The sequence below is a fragment of the Arthrobacter sp. UYEF36 genome (assembly GCF_040547025.1).
Classification (GTDB): domain Bacteria; phylum Actinomycetota; class Actinomycetes; order Actinomycetales; family Micrococcaceae; genus Arthrobacter.
The window spans coordinates 87,602-101,030 of sequence record NZ_JBEPOX010000013.1; the positions used below are offsets into that span (position 1 = coordinate 87,602).

At 63.6% G+C, this 13,429-nt stretch carries 15 protein-coding genes and 1 pseudogene; 4 read left to right on the plus strand and 12 right to left on the minus strand.

Translation table 11 applies throughout. The features are described from left to right. Positions 1-233: 233 nt before the first annotated feature. Complete coding sequence (locus ABIB29_RS17560) at positions 234-1,217, minus strand: M56 family metallopeptidase (protein ID WP_354174091.1); 984 nt, start codon at positions 1,215-1,217, stop codon at positions 234-236. Continuing rightward, a complete protein-coding gene (locus tag ABIB29_RS17565; protein ID WP_354174092.1) occupies positions 1,214-1,579 on the minus strand; it encodes a BlaI/MecI/CopY family transcriptional regulator in 366 nt (121 codons plus the stop codon). Before ABIB29_RS17565 ends, ABIB29_RS17560 begins: the two co-directional genes overlap by 4 nt. Positions 1,580-1,732: 153 nt before the next feature. Between ABIB29_RS17565 and ABIB29_RS17570 the strand changes: the two genes are divergently transcribed. Together ABIB29_RS17570 and ABIB29_RS17575 are read left to right on the plus strand one after the other, a co-directional pair. Beyond that, positions 1,733-2,434 (plus strand): thioredoxin-like domain-containing protein, encoded by a 702-nt coding sequence (locus ABIB29_RS17570; protein ID WP_354174093.1) that lies wholly within the window; start codon positions 1,733-1,735, stop codon positions 2,432-2,434. Between the two features lie 157 nt (positions 2,435-2,591). Further along, positions 2,592-3,314, plus strand: a complete 723-nt coding sequence (locus tag ABIB29_RS17575; protein ID WP_354174094.1) for a DUF4396 domain-containing protein — start codon at positions 2,592-2,594, stop codon at positions 3,312-3,314. Between the two features lie 27 nt (positions 3,315-3,341). Here the strand turns inward: ABIB29_RS17575 and ABIB29_RS17580 are convergent, their stop codons facing one another. Then, positions 3,342-3,794 (minus strand): cupredoxin domain-containing protein, encoded by a 453-nt coding sequence (locus tag ABIB29_RS17580; protein ID WP_354174095.1) that lies wholly within the window; start codon positions 3,792-3,794, stop codon positions 3,342-3,344. 143 nt (positions 3,795-3,937) lie between these two features. Between ABIB29_RS17580 and ABIB29_RS17585 the strand changes: the two genes are divergently transcribed. Beyond that, on the plus strand, positions 3,938-4,642 hold the full coding sequence (locus tag ABIB29_RS17585; protein ID WP_354174096.1) for a hypothetical protein: 705 nt from the start codon (positions 3,938-3,940) through the stop codon (positions 4,640-4,642). Positions 4,643-5,455: 813 nt separating this feature from the next. Here ABIB29_RS17585 and ABIB29_RS17590 read toward each other — a convergent pair. Continuing rightward, positions 5,456-6,043 (minus strand): sigma-70 family RNA polymerase sigma factor, encoded by a 588-nt coding sequence (locus ABIB29_RS17590; protein ID WP_354174097.1) that lies wholly within the window; start codon positions 6,041-6,043, stop codon positions 5,456-5,458. A 692-nt stretch (positions 6,044-6,735) separates the two neighbouring features. Beyond that, complete coding sequence (locus tag ABIB29_RS17595; RefSeq protein WP_354174098.1) at positions 6,736-7,332, minus strand: TetR/AcrR family transcriptional regulator; 597 nt, start codon at positions 7,330-7,332, stop codon at positions 6,736-6,738. Positions 7,333-8,221: 889 nt separating this feature from the next. Here ABIB29_RS17595 and ABIB29_RS17600 point away from each other — a divergent pair. Then, on the plus strand, positions 8,222-8,902 hold the full coding sequence (locus tag ABIB29_RS17600; RefSeq protein ID WP_354174099.1) for a haloacid dehalogenase type II: 681 nt from the start codon (positions 8,222-8,224) through the stop codon (positions 8,900-8,902). 237 nt (positions 8,903-9,139) lie between these two features. Here the strand turns inward: ABIB29_RS17600 and ABIB29_RS17605 are convergent. From ABIB29_RS17605 to ABIB29_RS17635, 7 genes and pseudogenes are all read right to left on the minus strand, one after another. After that, positions 9,140-9,496 (minus strand): annotated as a pseudogene (locus ABIB29_RS17605) (ester cyclase); the annotation flags it as partial. Positions 9,497-9,508: 12 nt separating this feature from the next. Beyond that, a complete protein-coding gene (locus ABIB29_RS17610) occupies positions 9,509-9,952 on the minus strand; it encodes a cupredoxin domain-containing protein (protein WP_354174100.1) in 444 nt (147 codons plus the stop codon). 47 nt (positions 9,953-9,999) lie between these two features. Further along, on the minus strand, positions 10,000-10,644 hold the full coding sequence (locus tag ABIB29_RS17615) for a hypothetical protein (RefSeq protein WP_354174101.1): 645 nt from the start codon (positions 10,642-10,644) through the stop codon (positions 10,000-10,002). 43 nt (positions 10,645-10,687) lie between these two features. Continuing rightward, complete coding sequence (locus ABIB29_RS17620; RefSeq protein WP_354174102.1) at positions 10,688-11,368, minus strand: class F sortase; 681 nt, start codon at positions 11,366-11,368, stop codon at positions 10,688-10,690. A gap of 24 nt (positions 11,369-11,392) precedes the next feature. Beyond that, the gene (locus ABIB29_RS17625; RefSeq protein ID WP_354174103.1) at positions 11,393-12,163 is read right to left on the minus strand and encodes a hypothetical protein; all 771 of its coding nucleotides are present in this window, start codon (positions 12,161-12,163) and stop codon (positions 11,393-11,395) included. A gap of 181 nt (positions 12,164-12,344) precedes the next feature. Then, complete coding sequence (locus ABIB29_RS17630) at positions 12,345-12,818, minus strand: hypothetical protein (protein ID WP_354174104.1); 474 nt, start codon at positions 12,816-12,818, stop codon at positions 12,345-12,347. Continuing rightward, positions 12,815-13,210 (minus strand): cupredoxin domain-containing protein, encoded by a 396-nt coding sequence (locus tag ABIB29_RS17635; RefSeq protein WP_354174105.1) that lies wholly within the window; start codon positions 13,208-13,210, stop codon positions 12,815-12,817. Before ABIB29_RS17635 ends, ABIB29_RS17630 begins: the two co-directional genes overlap by 4 nt. Positions 13,211-13,429: the final 219 nt, after the last annotated feature.

Sequence of the window (13,429 nt, forward strand, 5' to 3'; positions counted from 1 at the left end):
GCCCAGTTCTCTTCCGGGGCAGTGGTTGAAGTAATTGGTCAACAGGTTTGCCGCGATGTGGGCGAACGCCTCCGAGAGCACCTCGATACTCCAGCCCTCTCTCAGCCCGACCGTTACTCATTCAGCGGATTTGACTGACTGCCTGCGGGCCGATGGCCGACGAATGGATCCGCCACGCCTCCCTGGCCATCCGGGTAAAAATACGTCCAGCGGGGACGGGCCGCTGGTCGGCTTCAGGGGGCGAGGGAGCCGGCGGAGACGATCGTATCGGGGCAGAGGTTCTGTCCGGCCGCGGCGGCAGCGGGTCCTCCCAGCAGCAGAACCGGGAGGGTGAACAGCGCGGCGACGGCAAGAGAGCCGGCCGCCGTCCGGGCGCGGCCCAAGGGGTTGTGCGGGGGGATGAGCCGGCGCACGCGGGCGGCAGCGCCGACGCCCCCAGCTGCAAGTGCAACGGCCGGGAGCGGGGTCTTTCCCGGGGAGGCGACGGCCAGAAGGGCCCCCGCTACAGTGAGTCGTCCTGATCGGGCGGCCGCTGCATCATCGGCTCGCAGTTCGATCAGCCGGGCCGTCTCTGTAGAGGCGAGCCGGAACAGTGCGATCCCGGGGAAGGCCGCTGCCAGCGCTCGGGAAAAACCCAGGATCAGATCGTGCCGCTCCGATAGATGGGCTTGCTCGTGGGCCAGGACGGCGTCCAGTTGCGCGTCGTCGAGGGCCTGCAGGGCCGCCGTTGTGATAACGGTGCGCCGCCGCCTTCCGGGGAGGCAATAGACCGTCGATTCGTCCGAGTCGAGAACAATAACACCAGAGTGTGCGTCGTCGCGTCCGACGATGTCAAGGATCCGTCCGTGCCGGGCGCGCTCCCGGGCCATGTCGCCCAGAATCGAGCCGAGGCACCACAGCGTGCGCCCGAGGATGACCAGGGCCAGCCCGGCGCCTGTGGTGCCGGCGGCAGCTCCGCCGGGGGATGCGTACTGCTCTTTAATGGCCATGATGCAGGCGCGCAGCAGCCCGGCGAGGTCCCTGCTCACGCCTACTGTGGGGAATGTCAGGGCCGCTCCGGCGAGGGTCACGGAGGCCAGCACGGTAACGGTCAGAGCCTGCCACGCGGCGATGGCCAGCCGGGGAGCCCTGTCCGTCCAGGACGCTGCTCGCAGCAGCCGCGGTCCTGCTAAAGCGAGAGTGAGTGCGTAGGCGAGGAGGGACAACGCGGGGATCATGACTTCGCGTCCTGCTTCCTGGCCGCGCTGAGGAGCCGGTGCAGTTCCTCGGCTTCCTCGGGCCGTATCCCCTCCACGAAGCCGACCAGGGCGGCGGCCCGGTCATCAGTTAGGGAGAGTGCTTCTGTGACGAGTCCGGCAACATAGCTGTCGCGCCCCGCGGCTGCTCCGTAGCGGAAGGCCCGGCCGTCACGTTCCTTCGTCAGCCATCCTTTGCGGTGCAGGATCTCCGTCACTGTATGCACCGTGTTGTAGGCAAGCCTCCGGTTCAGGCCCTCGAGGACCTCGCGGACCAGCAATGGTCCGTTCGCGCGCCAGATCTGCTCCATGATGGCGCTCTCCAGATCACCGAACTTTGGCATGCTGCCTCCTTGGCCCTTGTTCCTATCAAGGATAGGAGATGCGCCGAAGTATTGCACCTAAGCACCTAAGTAAGTTAGGTTTGTGCGGGAATGCCGGGCCTCCGGTGACCAAACCGTCTGATTTCCGGCACCACCTAAGCAAAGGACCCATGGATGTCCCGACCAAAGAACTCCGATGGGCCTGCAGAGAGAGTCGACCGGGAATCTCAGTCGGTTCCGGGCAGTCCGGGCCTCAAGCAGCAGCGTGCCGCAGACATCCAGGAGAAGCTTGCCGGACACAAAGCCCGACAGCGCGGGCAACGGCGCAACCGGCTTATCCTGATCATCACGGCCTGGACTGTGGGCATCGCCCTGGTGGCGGGCCTGGTCGTTTTCGCCGTCATAAGCGCCATGCCCAAAACCCCGGCCGCCATTGAGGGCGTCCAGACGCTTTCAGGGCTGAGTGCCAACCACGTGAACGGGCCCGTCAAGTACGAGCAGGTACCGCCGGCGGGTGGGGATCATTCGCAGATCCCGCTCAATTGCGCCGTGTACACGGAACCCGTGCCGAACGAAAACGCGGTGCACTCCCTTGAACACGGAGCCGTGTGGGTGGCCTACGACCCCCAGGCGGTCACCGGCGCACAGCTGGAGGTGCTGAGCAAGGACATCCCCTCGACGTACGCGATCCTCTCGCCATATGAGAGCCTTCCGGCCCCTGTCGTCGTTTCCGCCTGGGGTGCGCAACTGAACGCCACGGGCGCTGATGACCCGCGGATCAAGGATTTCATCTCGAAATACCGGAGCGCAAAATCCGCGCCGGAGCCCGGCGCACCCTGCACCGGAGGACTGGATGGACCCGGCAAGCTCGAGTAGGGGCCGGTGGAGCTTTCTTCTCTAGGCCGGCACGGCGGGAGAACGAGAAGCGGTGACGGGTCATGACGGCTCGTGGGCGGGCTGAGAAGTCCCCATGAGCGGTGCCACTGAGGCACGCAAGGTCCAGCAAGCTTCCGGGGCTCGACTGTAGGTGCGAGTGAACAACGACGAGAGAGTGAATATTGGTATGAATGACGATGCTATGGATATGAATTCTATGGAAACTGCACTTCCGGGCTGGTTGACGCCGGTGTCCTGGTTCTTTGTTGCGGTAGGAGTAATCAGCGCAGCGCTGGTGCTGTACGACATTTACGGGAGGCGCCGCCACCAGCCCAACGCTGCCATTGGATTGGTGTGGCCAATTTCGGCCCTGTACCTCGGGCCTTTCGGCCTCTGGGTCTATAACCGTTGGGGTAAGAACGCCCCGGGGGGCACGATAGACCTTCACAGGAGAACACTCGCAGGCGGAGTCCCGGGCGGGGCAGCTGCGACCGTGGGCCACTTCATCGGGGTTCCACTCGTGGTGGCCAGCGGACTAACCATCGCAGGGACGAACCTATGGGTACTGATTATTGTCATCGCTTTGCTGGCCATCGCCTTGCTGTTCGCCTTTGAGTACTTTATTGCTTCCGCAGACCGGCACGGCCCGACGGGAAAGAACGCCGGCACGGCCCTGCTGACCGCCATCGTCACTGTCCTCGCCTTCGACATCGGCATGGGCGGATGGATGCTTCTCATGCACTTCGGAAACTTCATGCCCGCCCCTACCGACATCAGCTTCTTTTTCCTCATGCAAATCGGTCTGGTCCTGGGGTTCCTCACCGCATACCCAGCCGTCCGCTGGCTCATACTGCGCCGCGTCAAAGTCGTCTCGATGTAATCGTTACGGATGCAATGCGAGAGAGTCTTATGGCACGGCATACGACATACCGCATGCATGCCACTGCATCGTCTCCGCCGTGCCCGCCGCCGATGCGAACAGGCTTGCAACGAGCTGCCGGCCCCGCTCGGCTAGCGCACTATTCTGGTCGGTTGCAGTCGGCACGCTTTCGGCAACATACGGCAGAGATTGGGCCCTGCCCGCTAGGTGAGACAGCTCGGGCAATGCGCCAGGCAAAACACTCCAGTGATATTTCACGGTGAGGGTGCCTTTCATGTTGCCGCGGAAGATGCGGTGGTACGTATAGGTTCCTGGTTCTGTTGGGGCGGCGAAGGTGCCGGTGCTGACTTTGATGATGGCGTCGAACGCGTTCCCGGTGTCCGCGGTGATGGTGTGCGCTTCGATGTCTTCGTTGGTGACACTGACTGTCGTTCCGGGGCTTACGGTTTCCGCACCCTGGTATTGGAAGCCCTTGATCATTATTTCTGCCGGAGCCGCAGCGGATGAAGTGCCCGGGCTGTCAGTTGAGTCGCTTTATTGCTCGCGCCAATCCGAAGCGGCATGTGTTCCGAATCACAATAGACCAGCGGGATTTCCTCACTGGCCTGATGGAGGAGTGCATTGTGAATCGAACATCTGTAGTGGCCCTTGGGGCCTCAGCCGTTGCTTTACTCGCTGCTGCCACCCTGACGGTGGTGCCCGCCCAGGCCCATGATTCCAAATCAGAGGAGAAAACTGTCACCCTGACCGCCAAGCTGAAGCAGCTCAATGGCTCCGGAGCCTCAGGCACTGCGACCGCTGTCGTTCGCGGTGAAACGATCAAGCACATTGAGGTGCACGCCAAGGGCCTGACCCCTGATGCCCCCCACGCCCAGCACATCCACTACGGCGAGCAGGCTCTGAACGAGTGCCCCACGCTTGAGCTGGATACCAATAACGACGGGCGCTTGAACACCGTGGAGGGCGTTCCCGCTTACGGTCCGGTTGTCGTGTCCCTGAACACGAGCGGCGACACCACGCCAGCGAGCTTCCTTGACGTCACGCGTTTCCCGGTCTCGAAGGATGGCCGCTACAACTACAGCCGCAATAACATCGCGTTCACCGACGTGGCGGGTACGGGTTACCCCGGTACCGGCGGTACGGGCACCGCCAAGCAGATCGCCGAGGCCATCCGCGACGGTGAGGGCGTCCTGGTCATTCACGGATTGGACTACGACGAAAACGGCACGTACAACTTCAGCAACCCGGAAGGCGCCAGCGAGCTGAACCCGGATCTCCCGGCAGAGGCCACCGACCCGGCAGTATGCGGAGTCCTCGAACGCCACTAACCCACCCCTCGGGCCCTGATCCAGCACAGGTGTCGGTGCCGATGCGTGCAATGGGTGCGTACAACATGACTCCGATGGTCCGCCCTGCCGTGTGGGGCGGACCATTGACTTGTCTGGGCGCGGCAGCCGCGGCGACGGAAACGGTTCGTGAGGCGTGTCGCAGTCAGTGCCGTCCGCTACTGGGCCGGATCCGAACGGCAGACGCAAGCTGTTCCGGCACTCGGGCCCAGGCTGCCGAAAACGGCAGGACGTAGTGGCTCGTTGAGAGATAGCAACACTTGCCGTCGGCACAGGCCCTCCCGGCCGATATCCTCGGCTTCGTCCCTGGCCGCACCTGCCAATACGACCAGCTTGAGTTCGCGGGGCAGCAGCCGGGGGCGATGCTGCTCGGCTTGTTCCAAGGGTCGGTTCCGCAAAACACAACATCGTCCAGCCCTGACCCGCCGGATTTCGACGTCCAGGAATGGCACGAACGAGTTCCACGCATTCTCTTACAGCCGAGGGGCGGCTGGGTATGGACGGGCCGATTACCGGAGAACTCGACGCTGCGCGCTCCCCGGCGTCGGATACGGACGGCCCAGTTTGGCCGTAGGGTGGAGCCCCGCCGAGTGGCCGAGCAAGTTCGTTAAACAATCGGCTTTCAGTCCTCAGGGATCCGAACGGGTCCGGCTGGCGTCGCGGCGGGACGGCAGGGCACACCGCATGCGCGGCGCCATCAAGGCATGGACTGAGACGGACTAAAGATATCGTTCGTTAAGGCGCTGCTGGCGGGCCAGATAATCCAGAGGTTCAGCCGCTTGGGGTGTCGCCTGGCTATACAGCTTCGAGTTGCGTCCTGAGCTTTTGGAGGCCACCCCTGATTCTGGATTTGACCGTGGGCAGCGGTACGCAGAGTTTTACGGAGATCTCCCGGTAGGTCAACGAACCGAAATAGGCAAGGACAATGGATTCGCGCTGCAGGTCCGATAGGCATGCCAACGAGGCGATGAGGATCCGGGCGTCCATCTTCTCTGCCACGGCATCGAGTACGCCGTCGTAGGCGTTCGGCGCGGTCGTTGCCCATCGATGGTCACGGTTGCGGCTACTTTGGTTTGCCCGGACTTTGTCGACTGCCCGTCGGTGCGCGATGGTCATCAGCCAGGCCATCGGAGTGCCGGTGTCCGGCCGGTATTTCGCTGCGTCCTGCCAGACGACGATGTATATTTCCTGGACCACTTCCGCGCTGAGCTCCCGGTCAATGATGACGCGCTGGACCAATCCTGTGACCTGGCGGGATGTGCGAAGGTAGAACTCACTGAATGCCTGATGATCGCCCTGTGCTGTGAGCAGCAGCAGACCGGCAAGAAAGTCACGGGCCTGGTCGGCCGGAGGTGGAACATTCTGCTCAGCTAAACGGGTCATGGTGCCTTCAGATCTGGGAACCGAGAACCACGGGTTGGCTGCGCGGACAGGGCAGCCAGATGCTCTGCTGTGGTGTCCAGCACCCGGGATCCGCGGCATTTGGAACAGAGGACGGCCACCGCGAGAGTGCCTGCCTGCCGACCCGGAACGGTCGGCGAATCAACCTCGAGGTGCAGGTCGGTGTCACACACTGGGCACCAGGGGCGTTTTCCCCGTGGCTGATGCGCGTTCCGGGGTATGTAACTGCTTGACGCTGTGGTCATGGTGGGGTTCACACCACGGCCCGGTAGCTGGTCAGGATGTAGTCTGCAGCCGCCGGTCCCTTCATGCGCAGGCACTGGCCGGGACCGACGCGATGCCTCATCGCGGCCCAGAAGGTGTGCTCTGTCCGAGGGGAGTTGTGGGACCCGCTGCACCAGCTGGTGTAGAGGCCAAACAAGGAGTCCCCATCAAGAGTCGAGTCTGACTCCTGTTCACGATAAGTGGCTTCCTGAAGGAACTGGTCGAACTCTGCATAGGCCATGATGGCTCTTCTCAACAAGATGCGGTGGTCCGCCGTTCGGCTACAGCGGCCTCAAAACTCGGCGCCCTGGATAAGGACGCCAAGTGGAACTGCCGGATCATCGTCCGGCGCAAAAACAGAGGTGAGGCGAATCAACTACTTTCCGGCGCGGGCGCCGGACGAGCGTGTGTCAGGTGGGGTTGTTGTGGATTCGGGTGCTGGCCTTCGCCAGCCCGCTACCGGCCTGAACGGCGACGCCCCCGTGGCTGGAGATGAGGGAAACGGCCATCCGCTTGGCCAACACGGCTGCCTCTCTGTCTCCTTCGACCGCTGAAATAATGGAGCCCTTCGTCAGGATGTGGCAGGACCGCGCAAAAACGTCCGGCTGGTCGAGACCCGCCTCCTCGGCGAGAGTTCGCATGAAGGCCCTTACTTGGGCCAGATAGCTGACGGAGGCCTCTCCCAAGGGATGGGTGGGGCCCATTTCCAGCATGGTGCTCACGAAGGCGCAGGCCTGGAAGTCATCCCGGCGAAACCACCCGTCCAGAACATCGAAAATAGCCAGCACCTGGGCTGTTGGGTCGTCGGATCTTTTCCTGCATTCAGCGATGATCTGCTCGACAGTAAGGTCCTGATGGCAACGTTCCAGGAAGGCCAGGACCAACTCATCCTTGGAGGTGAAGTGTCCGTAGAACGTGGCCTTGGCAACCCCGGCGCGCGAAATCAGCTCAGCTATGCCGACATCGCGGATGGCACGCTGTGAGAATAACTCGTAGGAGGCAGCCAATATGCGCTCCCGCGCGCCAACAGCGGACGGACGGGAAGGGGCAGAGGTGCCAATTGGGTCAGCTAATGAGCTTTGAGGGTGTTCCACACCAGCAGACACTACATGCAAACCAGACAGACCGGTCAGTACGGTTCTAAAATCCGGTTGGGAAATCCATGTTGCATCCGACCTAAACTGCTCCGCGTCTGAGCTGACACATTCACAAACTGGGGAACACGACCGCACCTGCTACATAGAACCCACTGCTGAGTTCGGCCGCCTCGCGATAGCCTCAAAGCACCGGAAAAACGACCCGAAAAAACGCATCTGTTGCGTCGACCCCTAGAAGCCGCCCATCCATGCGGGCAGTCGATGCAACAAACAGGTTCAGGTCAAATATGGTTTGACAGCCCTGCCGCCGGTAACGACGAGCCCGGAAAGGCAATGGGCGTCTACCTCGGAATTCGGGTACCGGAGTGTCCTTGCGGCTTCCGCCTGCTGCTCCCGGGCTGGGGCCGCGCCGTTGTCATCAGGCAGCCCACACTAGGTCGAGTGCTGCATCCGCTCGGAATGCTGCCCGCCACGCCCCGGGGTAATCCTGTCGGTCGCGACATCAAAACGCTGGCCGTACCCGGCTGATCGGCGGAGTGTTCGCTGCGACCGCAGGCGTCATCGCGGCGGCGGTTTCGGCGGACTCCAGCGATGACCCCTCACAGTGATTTGGTTTGAACCGGTGCTTCCTGGAAGCGCGCTCCCGACCACGCCCGGAACCGGACGCCGGTTTGTCCGTAAGCGTCCATTACCGGGTGTCCGACATGGGCTAAGCACCGCACATATCGCAACTCAAGGCGGTAAGTTCGCGGTTACGATCGGTCCGCGGATGCTTTCTGCTTGAACGAAATGAGCCCTCATGCCTGACATGCCCGCAGTTATCGTTTTTGACGTCAATGAAACACTGTCCGACATGTCAGTCATGGGGGGACGGTTCGCCGAAACCGGGGCGCCGTCCTTTCTGGCCAAGGTCTGGTTTTCCGGGGTGCTGCGGGACGGGTTTGCAATGACTGCGGCGGGGGACGCAGAACACTTCGTGGAGATCGCGACGGGGCTACTGCGGGTGAGCCTGACAGGACTGCCGTTGAACCGTGGTGTCGAGGACGCCGTCAAACACATCATGGACGGATTCGACGATCTGGTGCTGCACCCTGACATTGTCGGCGGAGTCAGGGACCTGAAAGCGGCAGAATTCCGGCTGGTGACACTGTCCAACGGCTCCGCCCAAGTGGCGCGGAAGCTGTTCGATGACGCCGGAATCGCTGAGGACTTTGAGGCCCTGCTGTCCGTTGAGGACGGGCCGGCCTGGAAACCGGCTCCGAAGGCATACTTGCACGCTGCGCAGATGTGCGGTGTGGAACCAGGACACATGCTCCTGGTCGCTGTCCATCCCTGGGATATCCACGGGGCAGCACGGACCGGGCTGCGCACGGCGTGGATTAACCGCAGCGGCGCACCTTACCCGCCCTATTTCACGCCACCGGAGATCACCATCGGGTCGCTTCGTGAACTCGCGCCGCTCCTAAGGCCGGGTTCCTAGCCAGTAGAGGTGCGGGGATAACCCGGATTCCAGCGAACGTGAGGCAGTGCCGGCCGGCTGATGCCCTCTGTCCTGCCGGTGCGAGGAGCCTGGCTACCCAGGTCCGGCTGTTTCTGTTCAGGAGCGGTTGGCATGAACTGGGCGTGGCGGGCGCTCGATCAGACGGGCGGGCCGGGCATGAACTCTCGCGGACCTCTTGCGCACAGCGGCAGGGATGGCGATCTTGGCCGCTGGGGGTTACCCGCTGAGGTCCAACTGCTCGAGTTGGTCCACGACGTCGTAGTAGCGGAGCTCGTTGACGATCAGGCCGGGATCATCAACGAGCGTGAAGAATGCCATCCCGAACCTGAGGGACCTGCCGGTGGGAGGAATCTCCCCGGACGGCAGTGTCAACGGGCCGGTATGCGTGCTCGCAAGGGTCATTTCGGCGGCGAAGGTCGAGCCGCTGACGACGCTGCACGTCACCTCGGCCCGCAGGTCCGGGAAGGCGGTGAAGAAGGCCGAGGCGTCGTTTGCCACCGCGGCCCGTCCGAGCAGCGGTTCGGGGTATTGCGGGCCGCGGACGACGGCATCCTCGCTGTAGAAGGCAGCGAACCGTGCGACATCCTATTTCACGGTGAGGGTGCCTTTCATGTTGCCGTGGAAGATGCAGTGGTAGGGGTAGGTTCCTGGTTCGGTTGGGGCGGTGAAGGTGCCGGTGCCGACTTTGATGGTGGCGTCGAACGCGTTGGCGGTGTCCGCGGTGATGGTGTGCGCTTCGATGTCCTCGTTGGTGACACTGATTATCGCTCCGGGGCTGACGGTTTGCGCGCCCTGGTATTTGAAGCCCTTGATCAATATTTCGGCCGGGGCCGCCGGGGATGAAGTGCCCGGGCTGGAGGTTGGGGGAGTGGTGTCTGTGCTGGTGGCTGGAGCTGATGTTGGCTGTGTGGTCGGCGCTGATGCCGTGTCGGACGCGGACGTGCCGGGGTTCCCGCAGCCGGAGAGGGCGAACAAGGTCATTGCCGCCGCGATTCCGAGTGTCCGCGTCGTTCTGATGTTTGTCTTCATGTTGAAACCTTTCGTGGAGCCCGGCTGTGGTCGCGTGCTGAGGGCTGTCAGGGGTGTTCGACCCAGCAGGCCAGGATGGTGGTGGAGAGCTGGTAGGCCAAAGCGTTCCTCGTGATGTTGTTCGGGCCCAGGGTCGCGGGGAGATCGGAGGCGTCCACGTGCAGGATGAAGCTGTCCTTTTGGAAAACGGCTGACCCATCGGCGGTTTCGAAGGCCGGGAATCCCAAATTGGCGAGCCCTTCGATGGGTGTGGCATCTTCCGCCAGGGCCTGCGTCGCCTCAAAATACTTCAGCGCCGATGCCTTGTCGGCGGCTTCCTGAACGGAGATTTCCAGTGCACCTTCGTTGAGGTGATAGGTGCAGGTGAAGGTGCTGTTGGCCCAGTCGTTGACGGTGTGCGGTTTCTCTTTCAGGCCCAGGATGGATGTGAGCCTGTCCATTGGCTGGTCTCCGCAGACCATGAGGGCGGCCTCGCTGGGCCCGTCCACGGCTGCGCTGGGCGAAGACGTCCCGCCGCCGTGGTGACCGCCTGCGTGTCCGGCCTGGGCAGAGGGGGAGCCCGGCGGCACGGCCTGGTCCTGCCCGACGTTGGTTTCCGTGACCGGTGTAACGGCACCACTGGCGGCCGCGCAGCCGGAGAGCAGGACGGTAGCCAGCGTGAGGGCGGCCAGTCTGTGATTTCGTGACTTCATTTCCTTGTCCGTCCTTGCCACCGTCAGGGGTCAGTGGCCCTTGTCAGGCTTTGAGTTTTGCGTAGATGACGTAGTTGTCATCGAAGAGCTTTGTGGCGGGGTCGTAACCGTCGCAGGTGATGAGGCGGAGCTCAGCTCCGGGGGTGTTGCCGTAGACCTCGAGGGTGGGGAAGTTGTTTTTGCTGTACTGGGCGCCGTGATCGACGGTGAACACCGCTGTGGTGCCGTCGGCCCGGGAGACGTTGATATCGGTGCCCGGTGTGAGTTTGCGCAGGCCTGCGAAAACTCCGGTGGATCCACCGAGTGCGTTGACGTGGCCCAGCATCACGGAGGGTCCGCGTTCCCCGGGAGTGGGGGAGCCGTTGTACCAGCTGGCGGGCGCGCCGCTGCCGGTGGGAGGTACATCCAAGGAGCCGTTCTCCCGGAGCCCAAGGTTCAGGAGGTCGGTTTGCACGCCGATGGCCGGGATTTCCAGGGTCACCGGCTCGGATCGGGTCAGCACCGCGGGTTGTGCCACGGCGGGCACGGCAACCGGACTCGACGGAAGAGGTGCGGGGGAACCGGGTGCGGCGGTGGTGGCCGCCGCGGAGGCCGAGGGTGGGGAGCCGGCGTCGGGTGTTCCGTTGTTTCCGGCCCCGCAGCCGGTCAGGGTCAGCAGGAGCAGAACCCCGGCCGCCGTGGCGGCACGGAGGCCCCCGCGGCGGCCGGGATTCCTGGTTCTCACAGTAGCGATCCGATCAGCCGGTGCTTAGGCTGCTGCGCCGGCGGTGCGGCGGCGGACAACGTAGGCTCCACCGGCGAGGGCAACCAGGGCGAGGCCGCCGCCAACGGCGAGGGCGCCGGTGTCGGTCCCGGTTTCCTGCGTGACGCCGGTGTCAGCGCCGCCGACCGGCATGGCCATCTGCCCCGCCTTCAGGGTTCCGCACAGGGCGGGGGAGGTGGCGGCCAGCGGAAGAGTCGGTGCAAGGTCGCTCTTGGCGGCCTGTCCTGCCGCGCTGAGGGTGGCGGGGTCAAGGCCGTGGACGACGACCACAGCGGTGCCGGCCTCCAGGGCTGCCTTGGTCTCGGCGTTCAGTTCGAACGTCCGGTCTACCGTGTAAGCCGCGCCCTGGCCGCCGACCTTCAAGTCCAGACCAGCTGCGGGGCTGGTATCACCGCTGGTGGACAAGGTGGTGACGATTCCGCCGTAGAACGGGGCGCCTTCGGTGGTGGAGATGACTTCGTCGCCGTCCTTATCGGCCGAGGGCGCCGGGCAGACACCCTGGGCGCCACCGTGAATGTGCTGGACGTGCGGGTACGGAGCATCCATGAAGGTCGCCGGCATGCCCGAAACTTTCAGGACAACGTGGGCCTGATTGCCGGTGACATCAACACTGATGGTGCCCGAGCCGGCGCTGCCGTTGAGCTGGCCCAGGGTGGACTGGTAGGACTGGTCCGCTGCCATCGCAGGGGAACCGGACAGGGCAATGGCGGCCAAAGCCAGAGTGGGTACCGCCATGAAGCGAAGGGTCTTTTTCATTGGATAAATCTCCTCATACACGCGCGTGTGATGTTGGCACCCCAGGGAAGGGGACAGCAGTACTTCGGAACAACGCCGGGAAAAGACGGGTATGGATGTGGCCGGGTTCACATATTTTTTGGTGAGGTTACCGGCGGGCAGGCACCCGGGGCGCCTTCCCGGGCCGTAAGCCCGTCCGGGGTCAGGCCGGTGAAGCCCCGCGGCGGCGGCCCCTGGCAGCAGATCCTGATTCGGGCCGGGTCTTGCGCAACAGGGCGTACCCTGCCAGAGCCAGGCCGCCGGCGGCCGCTTCGGCCGCCGCTGTGATGACCTTGGCCGCGTACCAGACCGGTTCATACATCGAAGGCAACGGCCCCAGTGCAGGGACCTGGACATACCGGTACAGGATAACCGCGGCCAGGGACGAGAACGCGACCACGGCGGCGGCCGCGAAAGCGGTCCGTGAACCTTTTAGCAACATAAAAACCGCAGCGACGACCGAGGCTCCGGCCTGGACCAGAAACAAGGTGCCTTGCCCGAGACCGCCAGGGGCCGCCTGCTGATAGCCCGGGGCGAGCTGGACATGGACCACGGCACTGACCACCAGAGCCGCAGCAACACAGACCCGCAGTACCCAAAAAGACCGTGCCCGCGGTATTAGTTCCTGATGGCTCATTTCACGACCAGCGTCCCCGTCATCTGCGGATGAAAGCTGCAGATAATCCCGTACTCACCCGGGGCATCCGGAGCCCGGAAGCTCACCGTTGCACCCCCCGGGACTTCAACGTCGAAACCGCCCCCGTCCTTGGCCGTCAACGTATGCGGGGCGCTGTCCGCGTTCGTCACCGTCACCATCGCCCCCGGCTTTACCGACGCGGGAACCTCATACGCGAAGCCTCTGATCGTGATGACAGCCTCACCGGCCGAGGCCGATCCACCAGCTGACGGGACAGAGGAACTGGTGGCGGGCGGAGAAGAGGAGAGTGCTCCTTCCTGGGCGGCGCACCCGGTAATGGCCGCCAACGACACGGCGGCAGCTACGGTCAAGATGCGATTGATCGTTCTCATGACAATCCCTTTCCCAGGGATGTGACCTCCGCGCGCCGGAATGGTGCGCCTGTCAGGAAACTACCCACACACCCTATTCGTCACCCCCACCCTCACGGACTGCCCGGGCCTCATAGGTCGAAATGCCCCCAGACAGCATGCGGCGGGCCTGTGTAGGAAGGCTTAACCGGCCCGATAGGAACATCGAAGGGCGAGTCGTGCCCGAAGTCACTGCACATC